General features: G+C 69.3%; 12 protein-coding genes and 1 pseudogene. 8 read left to right on the plus strand and 5 right to left on the minus strand.

Going from position 1 to position 19066, the window contains the following annotated elements; translation table 11 throughout:
* Positions 1-13: 13 nt before the first annotated feature.
* From LDO11_RS07270 to LDO11_RS07305, 8 genes and pseudogenes are all read left to right on the plus strand, one after another.
* On the plus strand, positions 14-1012 hold the full coding sequence (locus tag LDO11_RS07270) for a LacI family DNA-binding transcriptional regulator (RefSeq protein ID WP_232140949.1): 999 nt from the start codon (positions 14-16) through the stop codon (positions 1010-1012).
* 91 nt (positions 1013-1103) lie between these two features.
* Complete coding sequence (locus tag LDO11_RS07275; protein WP_232140950.1) at positions 1104-4079, plus strand: TonB-dependent receptor; 2976 nt, start codon at positions 1104-1106, stop codon at positions 4077-4079.
* A gap of 78 nt (positions 4080-4157) precedes the next feature.
* Positions 4158-5787: pseudogene (locus LDO11_RS07280) on the plus strand (glucoamylase family protein); the annotation flags it as partial.
* A 71-nt stretch (positions 5788-5858) separates the two neighbouring features.
* Positions 5859-7172 carry a sugar ABC transporter substrate-binding protein gene (locus LDO11_RS07285; protein ID WP_435574618.1) on the plus strand — a complete coding sequence of 438 codons (1314 nt, stop codon included), beginning with the start codon at positions 5859-5861 and terminating at the stop codon, positions 7170-7172.
* Positions 7162-8040 (plus strand): carbohydrate ABC transporter permease, encoded by an 879-nt coding sequence (locus LDO11_RS07290; RefSeq protein WP_232140952.1) that lies wholly within the window; start codon positions 7162-7164, stop codon positions 8038-8040. Before LDO11_RS07285 ends, LDO11_RS07290 begins: the two co-directional genes overlap by 11 nt.
* Entirely contained in the window at positions 8037-8882 is an 846-nt protein-coding gene (locus LDO11_RS07295) for a carbohydrate ABC transporter permease (RefSeq protein ID WP_129136080.1), read from the plus strand. Before LDO11_RS07290 ends, LDO11_RS07295 begins: the two co-directional genes overlap by 4 nt.
* A 220-nt stretch (positions 8883-9102) precedes the next feature.
* Positions 9103-12210 (plus strand): discoidin domain-containing protein, encoded by a 3108-nt coding sequence (locus tag LDO11_RS07300; protein WP_435574622.1) that lies wholly within the window; start codon positions 9103-9105, stop codon positions 12208-12210.
* 119 nt (positions 12211-12329) lie between these two features.
* Positions 12330-12998 (plus strand): hypothetical protein, encoded by a 669-nt coding sequence (locus LDO11_RS07305; RefSeq protein ID WP_232140954.1) that lies wholly within the window; start codon positions 12330-12332, stop codon positions 12996-12998.
* A 22-nt stretch (positions 12999-13020) separates the two neighbouring features.
* On the opposite strand, the gene eda is transcribed toward LDO11_RS07305, so the two are convergent.
* The 5 genes from eda to zwf all read right to left on the minus strand — a co-directional run bounded on the left by eda (position 13021) and on the right by zwf (position 18857).
* Positions 13021-13680: a bifunctional 4-hydroxy-2-oxoglutarate aldolase/2-dehydro-3-deoxy-phosphogluconate aldolase gene (gene eda / locus LDO11_RS07310; RefSeq protein ID WP_129136077.1), complete on the minus strand. Its 660-nt coding sequence runs from the start codon at positions 13678-13680 to the stop codon at positions 13021-13023.
* A 27-nt stretch (positions 13681-13707) separates the two neighbouring features.
* Entirely contained in the window at positions 13708-15624 is a 1917-nt protein-coding gene (gene edd, locus LDO11_RS07315) for a phosphogluconate dehydratase (RefSeq protein WP_232140955.1), read from the minus strand.
* 73 nt (positions 15625-15697) lie between these two features.
* Positions 15698-16429, minus strand: coding sequence for a 6-phosphogluconolactonase (gene pgl / locus LDO11_RS07320; protein ID WP_435574623.1), 732 nt, complete (start codon positions 16427-16429; stop codon positions 15698-15700).
* Entirely contained in the window at positions 16429-17436 is a 1008-nt protein-coding gene (gene glk / locus LDO11_RS07325) for a glucokinase (protein ID WP_232140957.1), read from the minus strand. The genes pgl and glk overlap by 1 nt, the downstream gene beginning before the upstream one ends.
* Complete coding sequence (gene zwf / locus LDO11_RS07330; RefSeq protein ID WP_232140958.1) at positions 17433-18857, minus strand: glucose-6-phosphate dehydrogenase; 1425 nt, start codon at positions 18855-18857, stop codon at positions 17433-17435. The genes glk and zwf overlap by 4 nt, the downstream gene beginning before the upstream one ends.
* Positions 18858-19066: the final 209 nt, after the last annotated feature.

A 19066-nucleotide genomic window follows, 5' to 3' on the forward strand; every position in this document is an offset into this window, starting at 1 on the left:
CTTCGGAGGGCGGGTGAGCATCACCATCAAAGACGTCGCGCGCGAGGCCAACGTGTCCGTGGCCACCGTGTCGCGCGCGCTCAACGGCCACGAGAACGTGGCCCCGGATGTGCGCCAGCGCGTGCTGGAGGTCGCCGACCGGCTGCAGTACAGCCCGCACCATGCCGCGCGCAGCCTCAGCAGCCGGCGCACCCAGACCATCGGCGTGGTGCTGCCCGACCTGTACGGCGAGTTCTTTTCCGAGCTGATGCGGGGCATCGATGCGGTCGCCCGCGAGGCCGGCCGCCACCTGCTGGTGTCGAGCTACCACGGCAATCCGGACGAGCAGGGCGCCGCGCTGCGGGCCATGCGCGGGCGCGTCGACGGCCTGCTGCTGATGTCGCCCTTCGTCGCCGATGCCGATCCGCTCGCGGGGCAGGCGCTGGGGATGCCGGCCGTGCTGCTCAACAGTGGTGCACGTGCAGGGCTGCCCGCGCTCGACGTCGACAGCTACCAGGGCGCGCGCGCGATGACGCGGCATCTGCTCGCGGCGGGGCACAGGCGCATCGCCTTCATCGCCGGGCCCGCCGACAACTTCGACGCCCACGAGCGCCTGCGTGGCTACCGGGACGCCCTCGCCGCCGGTGGCGGCGCGGAGCCGTGGATCCTCCCGGGCGATTTCGACGAGGCCTCCGGGCATGCGGCCGGGCGCGAGCTGGTCGCCTCTGGCGAGCACCCCGATGCGGTGTTCGCCGCCAACGACATGATGGCGCTGGGTTGCCTGTTCGCCTTCAACCAGGCCGGCGTGCGGGTGCCGGAGGACATCGCACTGGCGGGTTTCGACGACATCCCGCTGGCCCGCTACGTGCATCCCGGGCTGACCACCATGCGCGTGGATATCGCCGCGCTTGGGGCCCGCGCGCTGCGCACGCTGATTGCGCATCTGGCCGATCCGGAGACGCCCGCCCGCGCCGAGCGGCTGGAAGTGGAACTGGTCGTGCGCCAGTCCTGCGGATCACCTGCCGTCGCCTAGACGCGCCATGCACATCGCCGGTGTTCTCTTTCACCGAGCTGAACGTTCACGAAGCCTTAGCAATCCGACCGCTGGTCACGAGGATCCCCCGATGAAGAAGCGCCCCGCGTCGCTCCGTCTGCAACGCACCCTGCTCAGCTGCGCGCTGGGCAGCGCACTGATGCTCTCCATGCCCATGGCATTCGCCCAGTCCACCGGCGCCACTCTGCGCGGCCAGGTCCTGGCCGACTCGGCGCCCGCGGCGCAGGCGGAGGTGACCGCGACCAACACCGCCACCGGCCTGACGCGGCGCGTGCAGTCCGGCGCGAGCGGCAGCTACAACCTGGCCGGGCTGCCGCCGGGCACCTACCGCGTCGACGTGACCGCCAATGGCCAGACCACGTCGGAAACGGTAACCCTGCGGGTCGGGCAGACCGCCAACCTCGACCTCACCGTGGGCGGGGTGGCCGAAACCGGGCCGCAGCAGGCGACCGACATGGACACCGTGGTGGTGACCGGGACGCGGATGGCGGAAACCCGCACGTCCGAAGTGGCCACCTATGTCTCGCCGCGCCAGATCGAGATGCTGCCGCAGGGCTCGCGCAATTTCCTGGCCTTCGCCGACACCGTGCCCGGCATGACCTTCGTCGAGCGTGCCGACGGTTCGACGCAGCTGCGCAGCGGCGCGCAGTCGGCGAATGGCGTCAACGTCTACATCGACGGCGTCGGCCAGAAGAACTACGTCACCAAGGGTGGTGTGAGCAGCCAGGATTCGACCCGCGGCAATCCCTTCCCGCAGCTGGCGATCGGCGAGTACAAGGTCATCACCTCGAACTACAAGGCCGAGTACGACCAGATCAGCAGCGCGGCGGTTACCGCCGTGACACGTTCCGGCACCAACGAGTTCGAAGGCAGCTTCTTCTGGGACCGCACCGGTGACGACTGGCGCGCGTCGACCCCCTCCGAGCTGGAGCGTGGCGAGAAGATCCCATCGCGCTCGGAGCAGTACGGGGTGGCACTCGGCGGGCCAATCCTGCGCGATCGCCTGCACTTCTTCGTGACCTACGAGGCCAAGGAGATCGTCGACCCGCGCGAGGTGCGCCTGGGCACGATCAGCAACGTGCCGGTGCCGCTGACCCCGGAAGTGCAGAGCCTGCTCGGCACCGCCAACCGCCCGTTCGACAGCGACCTGTACTTCGGCAAGCTCAGCTGGCAGATCAACGACGAACAGCTGCTGGAGCTGACCGCAAAGCGCCGTAACGAGACCGAGATCACCGGGATCGGCGACGGCCCGAACACGCCGTCGTTCGGCAGTGCCAAGGACAACGAGGAGACGCGCCTCGACCTGCGGCACCAGTTCAGTACCGAGAACTGGCTCAACGATGCCCACATCACCTACGAGGACGCCTACTGGAACCCGCGTGCCATCACCATCGGCCCGGGTTACCGCCTGCACCTTCCGGAGGCCATCGGCCGCGGGACGCTGGTCAACTACGGCGGCGGCGAAGACTTCCAGAACAAGGGCCAGAAGGGGTGGTCGTTCCAGAACGACCTGACGTTCTTCGGCTGGGAAGGCCACACCGTCAAGATGGGCATCAAGTACAAGGACGTCGAACTCGATTCGCTCGAGCAGCAGCCCTACAACCAGCAGCTCGAGATCGACTATCTGGCCAATCTTGCCGCCGGCAATACCACGCTGGCGTCGTTCCTGCCCAACCGGGTGCGCTTCGGCGCGCCGCTGCCGGGCTTCGAGGACCGCACGGTCAATTCGCCGAACCGGCAGTTCGGCATCTATATCCAGGACGACTGGGAGGTCAACGAGCACCTGACCCTCAACCTCGGCGTCCGTTGGGATTACGAGAAGACCGAAGGGTACGAGAACTACGTGACGCCGGCCGGGCTGGCCAACGCGCTGCGGACCTGGAGCAACCTCGACAACGCCGACTACGACATCGAGGACTACATCAGCAGCGGCAACAACCGCAGTGCGTTCAAGGGTGCGTGGCAGCCACGGCTGGGCTTCTCCTACGACATCAACGCCGACGAGCGCCACGTCATTTTCGGCGGCGCGGGCCGCGCCTATGACCGCAACCTGTTCGACTACATCGCCCTCGAACAGTCGAAGAGCACGTTCCCGACCTACACGTTCGACTTCACCGGCGTGCCGGGCGCGGCCTGCACACCGGGTGCGACCTGCATTCCGTGGGACCCGGCGTATCTCGACATCAACAACCTCTATGCGCTGGTCGCGGCGAATCCCGACCTCGGCGCCGAGGTCAACCTGATGAACAATGACCTCGATGTGCCGTACTCCGACCAGTTCAGCCTGGGCATGCGCAACGCGCTGACGCTGGGCGAGCACGAATGGATGACCTCGGTGACGCTGTCGCACGTGCGCAGCTACGACGGCATCCTCTTCACCCTGGGCAACCGTCGTCCGGACGGCAGCTTCTTCCCGCCGGGCGCCGATTTCGGAAACGCGCCCTGGGACTTCCGCATCCCCGGGTACGGCACGCTGATCATTGCCGACAACGGCGTCGAGACGCGTCTCAACTCGATCCTGCTGTCGGTGGACAAGGCCTATACGGCCGATTCGGGTTGGGGGATGACCTTCGCCTACACCTACAGCGATGCCGAGGAGAACCGCGGCAATGCGGCGCAGAACGACGAGCACTACCTGTTCGACCTGCCCAACCTCAATGGCGCGCCGTTCATCGACTCGGTCGGCATCCCGCGGCACCGCGTGGTGGCAACCGGAATCGCCGACATCTGGGGCGGGATGACGCTGTCGGGCAAGCTCACGCTGGAAAGCCCGGTCGCGCGCGACGTCACCGTGTTCACCAGCCCGCTCAGCGGGTACTTCGACAGCTACTACGGCGACCGCACGATCGAGTACAAGCAGCTCGACCTGGCACTGCAGAAGGTCTGGAACACCGGCACCGACCTGAGCTTCCGCATCCGTGGCGACGTCTTCAACGTCTTCAACTGGGAGAACTGGAACGACTACAGCTTCGCCGGCGAACAGACCGGTCTGGCGATCCGCGGGCCGACGCGCTACTTCAAGCTCTCCTTCGGCGTCGACTGGTAAACACCGGGGCCGCCCGTTCAGGCGGGCGGCCTCTCTTATACTTGGGTCTGTAAACGGTTACAGAAGGCGACATCACAGATGCGAACAGGCCGGTATCGCGCCCCATCCCTGCTGCCGACGCTGCTGCTGCCCCTGCTGTTGCTGGCCCTGGTGGCCGGTTGCAGCCGCGAGGCCCCGGAAGTGGAACCGCCGCGGCCCGGCCCGATCCCGGAGGCCGTCGTGGAAGAGCCCGAACCGGTAAAGCCGGCCGGCCCGCCGGAGCTGCCGCCGCTGTTCCGCGACATCGAGAAGCGCACCTTCCAGTTCTTCTGGGACACCACCAACGAGGTCAACGGGCTGACCCCCGACCGCTATCCGTCGCGACCGTTTTCAAGCATCGCCTCGGTGGGCTTCGCGCTGACCGCGTATCCCATCGGCATCGAGAACGGCTGGGTCAGCCGCACCCAGGCGGTCGACCGCACGCTGACCACGCTGCGCTTCTTCCGCGACGCGAAGCAGGGGCCGCAGGAAACCGGGACGATCGGTCACAAGGGCTTCTTCTACCACTTCATCGACATGCAGAACGGCCACCGCTACGAGCCGTGGGTTGAGCTGTCGAGCGTGGACACCGGCCTGCTGATGATGGGCGTGCTGTTCGCCCAGCAGTACTACGACCGCGACGATGCCCGCGAGCAGGAAATCCGCGAGATCGCCGACGAGCTCTACCGCAACGTCGAGTGGACCTGGCTGCAGGTGCGCCCTCCGCTGATCTCGATGGGCTGGTATCCGGAGACCGGCTTCATCGAGCACGACTGGACCGGCTATGACGAAGCGATGTTGGTCTACATCCTCGCGCTGGGCTCGCCCACGCATCCGGTGGGTCCGGAGGCCTGGGAAGGGTGGACGCGCACCTACGACACCGAGGTCTGGGGCACCTTCATGGGCCAGGAATACCTGAGCTTCGCACCGCACTTCGGCCACCAGTACACCCACACCTGGGTGGACTTCCGTGGCATCCGCGACGAGTACATGCGCGGCCGCGGGATCGACTATTTCGAGAACAGCCGCCGCGCGACCTATGCCCAGCGCCAGTACGCGATCGAGAACCCGATGGGCTGGCGCGAGTACGGCGAGAACGTGTGGGGCCTGACCGCCAGTGACGGCGCCCAGCGCACGGATCAGGAATACAACAGGCAGATGCGCGAGTTCCGCCATTACAGTGCACGTGGCGCGGGTCTCGCGGTCGCGTTCGACGACGGCACCATTGCGCCCACCGCGGCGGTGGCGTCGATCGCGTTCGCCCCGGAGATCGTCATCCCGGCCACCGAGGAACTGCACCGCCGCTTCGGCGAGCACCTGTATTCAAGCTACGGGTTCCTGGATTCCTTCAACCCGAGCTTCCAGTACGACGTGCCGCTCAAGACCGGGCGCATCGTGCCGGGGCTGGGCTGGGTGGCCAGCGACTACATCGGCATCGACCAGGGCCCGATCCTTGCGATGATCGCCAACTACCGCAACGGCTTCGTCTGGAACCTGATGCGCAGGAGCCCGTATATCCAGGAGGGCCTGCGGCGCGCCGGCTTCAGCGGTGGCTGGCTCGACGAGCTGGCGGCGCAGGAGGCGGGCGCCGGCGAGGAAGCAGCCGAGGGCGGCGAGGCCGGGCCGGGCGCTGCCGATGGCGCCGACACGGACACCGGCGCGGCCGCACCGGCGCGGAAGGACGCAGCGGCTGCAGGCGGCACGCCGGCCCGCCCGGCGCCGGCGCAGTAAGACGACGGCATGGGGCAGGGCCAGGTCCGCGTGCATCGATCCCATGCGCAATGGCGTGGGGGTCGTGCGCTGTGGACCTGGCTGCTCGTCGGCATCGTCGGTCTGCTGGCCGGTTGCCGTCCCCAGGGCGACGACACCGTCATCCGGTTCTGGGCGATGGGCCGCGAAGCGGAAGTGGTCGGCGAGCTGGTGCACGAATTCGAGCGTGACAATCCCGGCATCCGCGTGCGCATCCAGCAGATCCCGTGGACCTCCGCGCACGAGAAGCTGCTGACCGCCTACGCCGCCGACGCGCTGCCGGACCTGTGCCAGCTCGGCAATACCTGGGTGCCGGAATTTGCAACGCTGGGCGCGCTGGAGCCGCTGAACGCGCGCGTCGCCGCTTCGGATGTCATCGATCCGGACGACTATTTCCCGGGCATCTGGGCCACCAATGTCATCGACAACCAGCTGCTCGGCGTGCCGTGGTACGTGGACACGCGGCTGCTGTTCTACCGCCGCGACATCCTCGCCGCCGCCGGCTGGGACGCACCGCCGCGCGACTGGGCGGAATGGGCGCAGGCGATGGCCGACGTCAGGGCGCACGTCGGTGCGGACCGTTACGCGATCATGGTGCCGCTCAACGAGTTCGAGCAGCTGCTGTCGTTCGCCCTGCAGCAGGATGATCCGCTGCTGCGCGATGGCGGCACCCGCGGCAATTTCTCCAGTCCCGGGTTCCGTCGCGCGCTCGGGTTCTATGCGGGCATGTTCGACAACGGCTGGGCGCCGCCGATGTCGGAATCGCAGATCTCCAACGTCTGGGACGAGTTCGGGCGCGGCTTCTTCAGCTTCTACATCTCCGGCCCGTGGAACATCCGCGAGTTCCGCAACCGGCTGCCAGCCGACCTGCAGGATGACTGGGCGACCGCACCGCTGCCCGGGCCAGAAGGCCCCGGTGCCGGGATCGCCGGCGGTACCAGCCTGGTGCTGTTCCGCGGCTCCGAGGTGCAGGATGCGAGCTGGAAGCTGGTCGAGTTCCTGTCGCGGCCGGATATCCAGCAGCGCTTCCACGCGATGATCGGCAACCTGCCGCCGCGCCGCAGTACCTGGGAACTGCCGCAGCTGCAGGCCGATCCACATGCGCGGGCCTTCCGCGACCAGCTCGAGCGGGTGAAGCCGACGCCGCAGGTCCTGGAATGGGAGCGCATCGCCCAGGAGATGCGGCTGATGAGCGAACGCGTGGTGCGCGGCGGCCTGGCCCAGGACGCCGCGGTCGCGCAACTCGATGCGCGCGTCGACGACATCCTGGCCAAGCGCCGTTGGGTACGCGGCCAGCAGGGCGGGGAGGGCTCCGATGCGCGCTAGTACCGCCGGGTGGCTGTTCGCGGGACCGGCGCTGCTGGTGCTCGGGCTGTTCTTCGTGGTGCCGGTGGCATCGGCGCTGCTGCTGAGCCTGACCGACTTCGACCTCTACGCGCTGGCCGACATCGACAACCTGCGCTTCGTCGCCTTCGACAACTACCTCGAACTGCTGCGCACGCCGCTGTTCTGGAAGGCGCTGGGCAACACCGCGTATTTCGTCGTGGTCGGCGTGCCGCTGTCGATCCTGGTGTCCCTGGGCGCGGCGATGCTGCTCGATGCGAAGGTCGCCCGCTTCAAGCCACTGTTCCGCACCGCGCTGTTCGCACCGGTGGTGACCACCCTGGTGGCGGTGGCGGTGATCTGGCGCTACCTCTTCCACGCCAGCTACGGCCTGGTGAATTGGGCGCTCGCGCACGTGGGCATTGCGCCGGTGGACTGGCTGGGCGACCCGCGCTGGGCGATGCCAACCATCATCCTGTTCGCGGTGTGGAAGAACTTCGGCTACAACATGGTGATCCTGCTGGCGGGGCTGCAGGCGATTCCGCAGGACCTCTACGAGGCCGCACGCATCGATGGCGCTTCGCGCTGGCAGCAGTTCCTGCACATCACCCTGCCGATGCTCGGCCCCGTGCTGCTGGTGGTCGGGGTGATCACGGTCTCCGGCTACTTCCAGCTGTTCGCCGAGCCGTACGTGATGACCCGTGGCGATCCGCTGCAGAGCACGGTCAGCGTGCTGTACTTCATGTACGAGGAAGGCTTCATGTGGTGGAACCTCGGCCGCGCGTCCGCGGTGGCGTTCCTGCTGTTCCTGATCATCCTCGCCGTCACCACGGTGCTGCTGCGCATCGGCCGCCGCAAGGGGGCGCTGTGAGCCGTACATCGGCCGATGTCGGCGACAGCCGACTGCACGCGTTGCTGGTCAACGCCGGTCTGGTGGTGCTGGCGCTGATCGCACTGGCGCCGCTGCTGTGGATGGTCGCGGTGTCGTTCATGCAGAAGGGCGAGGCCAGTGCGTTCCCGCCACCGCTGCTGCCGGCGGCGCCGAGCCTGGATGCCTACCGCGAGCTGTTCGCGCGTGCCGGCATGGGCCGCTATTTCGTCAACAGCCTGATCGTGTCGATCGCGATCACCGTGGGCGCGCTGCTGGTCAACACCATGGCCGGCTATGCGTTCGCCAAGCTGCGCTTCCGCGGCCGCGACCGCCTGTTCCAGGTGCTGCTGGCGGCGCTGGTGATCCCCGCCCAGGTGGCGATGCTGCCGCTGTTCCTGATGATGAAGGGGCTGGGGCTGGTCAACACCTTCGGCGCGGTGATCATCCCTGCACTGGCGACGGTGTTCGGCATCTTCCTGGTGCGCCAGTACGCGCGTTCGATCCCCGAGGAACTGCTGGAAGCCGCGCGTATCGACGGCGCCGGAGAGCTGCGGATCTTCTTCCAGATCGTGCTGCCGATGTTGAAGCCGGTGCTGGTGACGCTGGCCATCTTCACCTTCATGGCGGCGTGGAACGACTTCATGTGGCCGTTGATCGTGCTGACCGACCAGGACAACTACACGCTACCGGTGGCGATCGCGGCGCTGTCGCGCGAACACGTGCAGGAAGTGGAGATGATGATGGCCGGTGCGGTGGTCACCGTGCTGCCGGTGCTGCTGCTGTTCCTGCTGCTGCAGCGTTACTACATCCAGGGTCTGCTGCTGGGAAGCGTCAAGGGGTGAGGTGTGCGCTATGTCTGAAGGTTTCGTTTCGCTGGCAGTCCGGTGGATCCGCGGTGGGACCGGCGCGATCCGCCAGGCCGGGACACGCCGTGAACCCATCCATGGGGGCTCGATGGCGCCATCCATGGCGCCAACGGTCCCGGCCTGGCGGATCGCACCGGTCCTTCCAGACCTGCGTGCGCACTCACGGAAAGGGCTTTCCACCTGCGTAGTCGGCTGCGTGCTCGGCTTCCTCGTCGCTCCGCAGCTGCAGGCCCAGGCACGTGTCCTTGACGACTTCGAGGATCCCTCGGCCTGGCGCGTGGTCACCTCCAACCAGGTCAGCGGCGCGCTGCGTGCCGTGGATGGCGTCGACGGGCGTGCGTTGTGCCTGGATTACGACTACAACGGCGTCTCCGGCTACGTCGGTATCCAGCGCGACCTGTCGCTCGCGTATCACGACAACTACCGCTTCGGCTTCCAGCTGCGCGGCGACTCGCCGGCCAACGACCTGCAGTTCAAGGTCATTGATGCCAGCGGCGACAACGTCTGGTGGGTGAACCGGCCGAAGTACGAATATCCGCGCGAATGGACGCCCGTACGCTACCGCAAGCGGCATATCGACAAGGCCTGGGGGCCGGATCCGGACCGCACCCTGCGCGCGAGCGAGAAGGTCGAGTTCACCATCTACAACAACGCCGGCGGCAAGGGCACCGTGTGCTTCGACTCGCTGACACTCGAAGCGCTGCCGGCGGATGATCCGTCCCCGCTGGTCGCCACCGCGCACTCGCCGACCACCCCGGACGGCGCCGCCAATGCCGTCGACGGCGATGCCCGCACCGCCTGGAACACCGCGGCCGCACCGCAGCGGCTGCTGCTCGATCTCGGCAAGCCGCGGGAATTCGGTGGCCTGCGGCTGCAGTGGCTGCCGGGCCGGCATGCGCAGCGCTACACCGTGTCGGGTTCCGACGATGGCGTGACCTGGCGCGCGCTGCGCACGGTGGATGCCGGCAACGGTGGCGTCGACTGGCTGTGGTTGCCCGAGTCCGAGGCGCGGCATGTCGCGATCGATCTGCTGGAAGGCCCTGGCCAGGGGTTTGCGCTCGCCGCGGCCACGCTGCAACCGGTCGAGCTCGGCAATCACCTCAACGACTTCGTCGAAGCCGTGGCGGCCGACCATCCACGCGGCTGGTTCCCGCGCGGGTTCAGCGGCGAACAGGCGTACTGGACCATCCTCGGCCTGGATGGCGGCTACCAGCAGGGCCTGATCGGCGAGGACGGCGCGATCGAGGTGGCCGCGGGCGGCTTTTCGATCGAGCCCTTCCTGCGCGTCGACGACGCCCTGCTGACCTGGGCCGACGTGGAGGCGCGCCAGTCGCTGCTCGACGACTACCTGCCGATGCCCGCCGTCGAATGGACGCAGGCGTCGGCGGCGCTGCGCGTGGAAGCATTCGCGCGTGGGGAACCGGAGTCGTCGCAGCTGGTCGCCCGCTACCGCCTGCACAACCCCGGCGATCGCGCGCGCGACTACACGCTGGCGCTCGCGGTGCGGCCGCTGCAGGTCAACCCGCCCACCCAGTTCCTCAACATCACCGGTGGCGTGAGCCCGCTGCGCGCGCTGGCGGTGTCTGCCGATACGGTCAGCGTCGACGGCATGCCGCGCGTGCATGTGCGCCAGTCCGCGGATGCCGCGTTCGCCAGCAGCTTCGATGGCGGCATGGCCATCGAGCACATCGCCGCCGGCGCGCTGCCGGAGACCACCGCGGTCGACGATGCGCAGGCCCTCGCATCCGGCGCGCTGGTCTGGCGCATGCGCCTGGCGCCTGGCGAATCGCGCGAGGTCGACCTGCTGATCCCGATGGACGGCGACATGTCGCGTCCGGCGACGTGGGACCCGCAGGCCTGGCAGGACACGGTCGCGGACGAGTGGCGCGGCAAGCTGGGCGAGGTCGGCTTCGACGTACCGGCGGCGGGCAAACCGCTGGCCGACACGCTGCGCACCTCGCTTGCGCACATGCTGATCTCGCGCATCGGCCCGCGCCTGCAACCGGGCACGCGATCATACGCGCGCAGCTGGATCCGCGACGGCGCGATGATCTCCGAAGGCCTGCTGCGGATGGGTCGGCCGGAAGTGGTGAAGGACTACGTCGAGTGGTATGCGCCGTACCAGTTCGACAACGGCATGGTGCCGTGCTGCGTCGACGACCGCGGCAGCGACCCGGTGCCGGAGAACGACAGCCATGGCGAGCTGATCTTCAATATCGCCGAGTACTGGCGCTACACCGGTGACCGCGCGTTCCTCGAGGCGATGTGGCCACACGTCCAGGGCGCGTTCGATTACATGGAAGTGCTGCGCGCAAGCGAACGCACCGAGGCCAACCGCCAGCTCAACGAGGCCTTCTACGGAATGATGCCGGCTTCGATCAGCCACGAGGGCTATTCGGCCAAGCCGATGCATTCGTACTGGGACAACTTCTGGGCGCTGCGCGGCTACAAGGACGCGGTGGAGGTGGCCGAAGCGCTGGGCCGGGCCGACGATGCGCAGCGGATGGCCGCCGCGCGCGATGAGTTCCGCGCCGACCTCGACGCCTCGCTGCGGGCGGCCGCACGCATCCACGGCATCGACTACCTGCCCGGCGCGGCGGAGCTGGGCGATTTCGATGCCACCTCGACCACGATCGCGCTGGCACCCGGTGGCGAGCAGGGCCGGCTGCCGGAGCCACTGCTGACCAATACCTTCGAGCGCTACTGGCAGAAGTTCGTCGCCCGCCGCGACGGCCTGGAACCGTGGAAGGACTACACCCCGTACGAATGGCGCAACGTCGCCGCCTTCGTGCGCCTGGGCTGGCGCGAGCGGGCCAACGAGGCGCGCGAATGGTTCTTCGGCCACCGCGTGCCGCAGGCCTGGAACCAGTGGGGCGAGGTGGTCACGCCGACGCCGCGCACGCCGTTCTTCGTTGGCGACCTGCCACACGCATGGGTGGGCTCGGATTTCGTGCGTGCGGCGCTGGACATGTTCGCCTACGTGCGCGAGATCGACGACAGCATCGTGCTTGCGGCCGGCGTGCCCGCGGACTGGCTGGAAGAAGGCGTCGCCCTGCGTGGCATGCGCACCCCGCATGGACGCCTCGGCTACCGGCTGCGGCGGGACGGCGATGTCCTGCGGCTCGATGTCGCCGCCGATGCCGGCCTGCCGCCCGGCGGGCTGGTGCTGCAATGGCCGTATCCCAATGTGCCGGGCACGACGACCATCGACGGCAAGCCGGCCCGCTGGGACGGCAACGAGCTGCGGATCACGCATCCGGGTGCAGGCGTGCGGGTCGCCGTGCCGGGCGCCCCGGCGCCGTAAGCCCGTCCCCGGGGAGGGAAAGGGGCGGGCGACGTCAGGCGTCGGTCGTCGGCACTGCTCCGCAAGGCATACACGGCCTCCGGTGCAGGATCCAGGTACGGGTGCCGAAGGAGGTCCGCATGGCGCGACACGACATTCCACTGTGGCTGTTGCCGCTCACAGTCGCGCTGGTCTTCCTGCTCGGCACCCATGCGGCCTGGGCGCTGTCGGTGCATGCCGGCATCGTCCCGGGGTGCATTCCGTACCTCGAAGGCTGCAACTCGATCAGCCGCGCTGCCCGCGAGGGGCTCGGCAACCATCTGTTCCGCCTGCTGATGCTGCCCAACGCGCTGGCGATCGGCCTGCACTGGTGGCTGGCCGCGCGCTGGCTGTCCGCCACCGGCGCGCGCGGACGCACGGTGCTCGGCGCGGGGCTGGTGGCCGCGGTGGCGCTGGCGGTGTACGTGACGTTCCTCGGCACCGAGGGCGAGGTCTACCGTTTCCTGCGCCGCTATGGCGTGGTGGTGTTCTTCGGGGCCAGTTTCCTGGCACAGGTGGCGTTTCTGCGCGCGGGTGACTCCGGGCTGCAGGCGGCGCCGCGGATCCGGCAGGCGTTGCGCGCGATCTGCGCACTGATGCTGCTGCTGGGCGTGGTCCATGTGATCGCGCTGGCGGTCGCCGGCGGCAGTCCCTTCCAGGACCACTTCGAAAACGCACTGGAGTGGTGGCTGGGTCTCGGCCTGGTGACCTGGTTCCTCGTCCACGCGTGGCTGTGGAAGCGCGTGGGTTACCGGTTGCGCGCCGCATAGCCTGGCGCGACGCACGCCGTGCTCAGGCTGCGCGTGCGCTGCGCACCAGTGCCGCCGCCTGCGCCGCGGTGTCGCGCACGTGCTGCCAGTCGCCGGCGTCGATCCAGGCCCTGGTCACCATCCACGACCCGCCGATGCAGACCACGTTGGGCTGGGCAAGAAAGTCGGCGGCGTTGGCTTCGGTGATCCCGCCGGTCGGGCATACGCGCAGGTCGGCCAGCGGGCCGGCCAGCCCCTTCAGCATCGCCAGCCCGCCGACCGCGTTGGCCGGGAACAGCTTGCACACGCGGAAGCCATGCGCCATCAGCGCCATGAATTCCGTCGGGGTGGCACCGCCGGGAACCACCGGCAGCGGGGCCGCGGCCAGCGCTGCGGCGAGGGCAGGGGGCGTGCCGGGCGTGACCAGGAAGTCGGCGCCGGCATCGATCGCCTGGCCGATATGCGCCACCGCGGTGATGGTGCCGGCGCCGATCACGATGTCCGGCAACTCGCGCTTGAGTGTGGCCAGCGCGTCGAGCGCGCAGGGCGTGCGCAGGGTGAGTTCGAGCGTGCGCAGGCCACCTTCCAGCAGCGCATCGGCGATGCGGCGCGCCTGGTCGACGCTGTCCACGGTGATGACGGGAAGCAGGCCGGCCTCGCGCAGAAGGCGTTCGGCGGTGTCCTGGTGCTGCACGATCGACATCGGGTGTGGTCCTTGGCTGGAGGGACGTCAGGCGTCCTTGGAGGCGTGCGGCGAGGTGATCGCCGCCGGGTCGTGGCCGAAGTCGTATTCGGCGTCGTAGTTCCACGGGCCGCCATCGGCGGCGGGCGGTCCGCACGAGATCGACAGCGCGCCCTGGTCCGCGGGCCCCACGTTGCGGCGGTTGAAGGCGAACAGATTGCGGCCGAGGTCGGAACCCGCCGGCGCGGTGTCGATCGCGAGCTCGCGTGCGGACCACTCTGCAGGATCCACGATCGCCTCGAGCGTGCCGGTTTCGCCGTCGAGCAGGATGCGGTCGCCGTCGCGAAGGCGCGCCAGCGGGCCGCCACGCGCGGCCTCCGGAGTGACGTGGATGGCGGCAGGGAACTTGCCGGACGCGCCCGACAGCCTGCCGTCGGTGACCAGCGCCACGCGGCGGCCCTGGTTCTGCAGCATGCCCAGCAGCGGCGCCAGCGAATGCAGCTCCGGCATGCCGTTGGCACGCGGCCCCTGGAAGCGGACCACGGCGACGAAGTCGTGCGGCAGCGCGCCGGAACGGTGCAGGCGGTTGAGCGCCTGCGGCGTGTCGACGACTACCGCAGGTGCATCGATGCGACGGTATTCCGGTTTCACCGCCGAGGTCTTGATCAGCGAACGGCCGAGATTGCCGCGCAGCAGGCGCAGGCCGCCCTGGGCTTCGAACGGTTCCGCCGCACCGCGTACGACCCCGGTGTCGCCACTGGCTGCAATGGTCGGAAACCAGCGCAGGGTGCCAGCGTCCAGCCGCGGCTCCTCGCACCAGGCACGCATGCCGCCGTCGAGCAGGGTCGGCGGATCCGCATGCATGAGGCCTGCATCGAGCAGCTCGCGGAACACGAAGGCGGTGCCGCCCGCGGCCTGGAAGCGGTTCACGTCGGCCTCGCCATTGGGATACACGCGCGCCAGCAGCGGCACGATCGACGAAAGCAGGTCGAAATCGTCCCAGGTCAGCACGATGCCGGCCGCGCGCGCCACCGCGATCCAGTGGATGGTGTGGTTGGTGGAGCCGCCGGTGGCCATCAATGCCACCACCGCGTTGACGATGGCGCGCTCGTCGATGAGATGACCGAGCGGGCGGTAGTCGTCACCGAGTGCGGTGGTGGCGAGTGCACGCTCCACCGCGGCGTCGGTGAGTGCGTCGCGCAGCGGCGTGCCCGGGTTGACGAACGACGACGCCGGCAGCTGCACGCCCATCGCCTCGAGCATGACCTGGTTGGAATTGGCGGTGCCGTAGAAGGTGCAGGTGCCCGGCGAGTGGTAGGAGCCCGCCTCGGCGTCGAGCAGCTCCTCGCGGGTTGCCTCGCCGGCGGCGTAGCGTTCGCGTACCTCGGCCTTTTCCCGGTTGGGGATGCCGCTGGGCATCGGCCCGCCCGGCACGAACACCGCCGGGAGGTGCCCGAAGGCCAGTGCACCGATCAGCAGCCCGGGCACGATCTTGTCGCAGATGCCCAGGTACACCGTGCTGTCGAACATGTCGTGCGACAGTGCGATGGCGGTGGATTGGGCGATGACGTCGCGCGAGAACAGCGACAGGTCCATGCCGGCGCGGCCCTGGGTCACCCCGTCGCACATTGCCGGCACCCCGCCGGCCACCTGGGCGGTGGCGCCCAACCGCCGCGCCACCTCGCGGATGCGCTCCGGGTAGTGCTCGTAGGGATGGTGCGCCGAGAGCATGTCGTTGTAGGCGGTGACGATGCCGAGGTTCGGCGTCGACCCCTCGCGCAGGCGGCCCTTGTCGACCGGCCCGCAGGCGGCGAATCCGTGGGCAAGGTTGGCGCAGCTCAGGCGACCGCGCAGCGGGCCGGCATCACGCATCGCATCGATGCCGGCAAGATACGCGGCGCGCGAACCCCGGCTGCGCTCGCGGATGCGCTCGGTGACGTCATGGAGTACGGGGTGCAGGCTCATTGCGGGTCACCATCGATCTTGGAGCGATCTCGCGCAGGTCGGATCGCGGGCATGCGTGGCCGGTCGCCGTGGCTCAGGGGCACCAGTGCACGTGCAGCGGCGCGCCCGGCGTGGTGAAGGCGATCCGCGTCGGGTATTCGAACGGGTCGTCGCCGGCCAGCACGCGGTCCAGCAACTCGCGCTTGCGCTGGCCGCGGATCAGCAGCAGGCGGGTATGCGCGGGTGCCAGCCCGGTGGGCGTCAGGCTGATCCGTGTCGGCCAGGGCCCGGCGCCGGGGCATCCGCTGGCATCCACCGCGACATACGGTTGCGGCGACGCCAGCGCGGCGCCGAGATCGCGCATGCCGGGAAACAGCGACGCGGTATGGCCGTCCTCGCCCATGCCCAGCACCACCACGTCGGCGGGGTTGCGCGCGTGCATGTTGGCGGTGGACACGGCCTCGGCCAGCGGCCGGCCGGCGCGGGTGAGCGTCTCGAAGCGAGCGCCGGCGGCGTTGCGTTGCAGCAGCGTCTGCCGCACCAGGCGCGCGTTGCTGTCGGGGTCGTCAGGCATCAGCCAGCGTTCGTCGACCAGCGCCACGTCGACCAGCGACCACGCCAGCGGCGCCTTGGCCAGCGCGCTGTAGACCGGCTCCGGCGTGTTGCCGCCCGACAGCAGCAGGCGCGCACGCGGCTTCTCTTCCAGCGTGCGGGTGAGCGCCGCCGAGAGCGCCACTGCCGCGCCCCATACCCACTGGGTGGCGGAGTCGTAGGTGTACAGCTGCACCGGCAGGTCGCCGGCGGCCTGCGGCGAGGCGGGCGGCATCACCATGATGCGGGCACCTGGCCGTAGCGCTGCCGTGCAAGCGCCGCGGCACCGAGCAGTCCGGCCTGCGGGTGCATCACCGCCATCGACGGCACCTGCGCCATGTTCGACGAGAACCGGCCCTTGTGCTCGAAGCGCTGGCGGAAGCCGGAGTGGCGCAGTGCGTCGAGCATGCGTGGCACCAGCCCGCCGGTCAGGAACACGCCGTCCCAGGCGCCGAGCGTCAGCACCACGTCGCCGGCGATGGCGCCGAACACCGCGCAGAAGATGTCGACTGCGCGGGTGGCGCGCGGATCGCCTGCGGCGGCGCGCGCGGTGACATCGCGCGGCTGCAGCGGGCCGGGATCCTCGCCGGCGATCTCGGCCAGCGCGTGGTGGATGTTGACCAGGCCCGGCCCGCAGACCAGGCGCTCGTTCGACACGCGGCCGAACTGACGCGACAGCACGTCGAGGATGCGCAGTTCCTCCGGGGTGCCGGGCGGGAAGCTGACGTGGCCGCCTTCGGTCTCGAGCGGATAGCAGCGGCCGTCGCGCACCAGCAGCCCGCCGACGCCGAGCCCGGTGCCGGGGCCGATCACCGCGTAGGTGCGGTTCCGGTGCACGCCGGGCGGGTCGGGACGCCAGCTGGTGCCACCGACGGTGGCGACGTCGTCGGGGCCGAGCAGGGTGATCGCCATCGACTGTGCGGCGAAGTCGTTGGCGAGCATGGCGTCGTCGAGCCCCAGCTGCGCGCACAGTCGCGGCCGCGAGATCACCCACGGATGGTTGGTGATGCGTGCATGGTCGCCGTCGACGCGGCCGGCGACCGCGAACACGCCGTTGCCTACCGAGACCCCGGCCTGCGAGAGGTAATGCCGCGCCGCGTCGGCAAGCGAGGGGAACTCCACCACCGGGTAACGCTCGACGGTGTCGACGCGCAGCGGCATCGGCGCATCGGGCCATGCCAGCGCGAAGCGCGCATTGGTGCCGCCGATGTCGGCCAGCAGGACGGGGCGGGTACCGCTCATGGGCGGCGCTTCCCGTTGCTGCCGGTCACCGTGGGCAGGAACGGGGCTGCCGACGCCGGCCCCCACGAGCCTGCCGGATATTCCTCGACCGGCGTGCCGGCCTCCTGCCAGGCGGCACTGACGCTGTCGATCCAGTGCCACGCCGCCTCGACCTCGTCGTCGCGCACGAACAGCGTCTGGTCGCCCTTGAGGGCATCGACCAGCAGGCGCTCGTAGGCGATGCGCCGCTTCGGCGCGGGCGACATCTCCAGATCCAGCGACAGCGGCTGCAGCTCGGTGGCACCCCATTCCGGTGCGGCGAGGCTGCCCATCAGGGTGAGGTCGATCGCCTCCTCCGGCTGCAGGCACACATGCAGGCGGTTGGGCTGGGCGCGCTCGCGCGAGGGCCGCTCGTACAGCCAGTGCGAGACCGGCCGGAACGACACCACGATCTCGGTGGCCCGCGACGGCATGCGCTTGCCGGTGACCAGCCGGAACGGCACCCCCGCCCAGCGCCAGTTGTCGATATAGGCGCGCAGGGCGACGAAGGTCTCGACCTCGCGCTCGTGGCGGAAGCCCTTGGCCGCATGGCCTTCGACCACGCCATCGCCGTAGCGGCCTCGCACGCTGTCGCGCGCGGCGTCGGCGGCGCTCATCGGCCGCAGCGCACGCAGCACCTTGCGCTTCTCGTCGCGCACGCTGTCGGCGTCCAGCGAGGCCGGCGGCTCCATTGCAATCAATGCAAGCAGCTGCAGCATGTGGTTCTGCACCATGTCGCGCAGCGCGCCGTAGTCGGCGTAGTAGCCCTCGCGGCCGTCGACGCCGGCGGTCTCGGCCACCACGATGTCGACCGACTCGATCCAGCGCCGCTCCCATACCGCCTCCAGCAGCGTGTTGCCGAAGCGCAGCGCCAGCAGGTTCTGCACCGGTGCCTTGCCGAGGTAATGGTCGATGCGGAAGATCCGTGACTCGTCGAGGCTCTCGCGCAGGGTGGCGTTGATCTCGCGCGCGGAGGCGAGGTCGTGGCCGAGCGGCTTCTCCAGCACCAGCCGCGACGGCTCCTCGAGCAGGCCGGCGGCCTTCAGGCCGCGGCAGGCGGGTGCGAACAGGTTCGGCGGGGTGGAGAGATAGCTCACCGCGGGGCGATCGCCGTACTGCGACAGTTCCGCCGCGATGGCGTCGGCGTCCTGCAGGTCGAGCGCGTGGTAGCGGGTGCGGCCGAGCAGGTCGTCGAGCGCGGCATTGTTGCGGCCGTCGCCGTCGTCGAGGCGTTCGCGCAGCCAGGCGCGGAACCCGGCGTCGTCATGCGGCGTGCGGCCGACTGCGATCACGCGGAAACTCTCGGGCAGCAGTCGGTCGCGCAGCAGATGGACGAGCGAGGGGAACAGGTAGCGGGAGGCGAGGTCGCCGGTGGCACCGAACAGCAACAGGGTGTCGTGCATCGCAGCTCCGCAGGAAACTCCGGCCGGCCGACGCGTCCGCCAGTCCGCGACTGGCCGCTGCGTCGTGCATCCGGAGGGACGATAACAGGTGACGTCGGGTGGCCATGCGTTCCCCGCGCGGCCGGTGCGGCCCTGACGGGGTCCCTGACGCATTGCAGGCCCCCCGCAGGCGCCATCGTATGTAAGCGATTACATGCCAGAATGTCCAG

It is taken from the genome of Alterluteimonas muca (assembly GCF_021191595.1).
Taxonomy (GTDB): domain Bacteria; phylum Pseudomonadota; class Gammaproteobacteria; order Xanthomonadales; family Xanthomonadaceae; genus Luteimonas; species Luteimonas muca.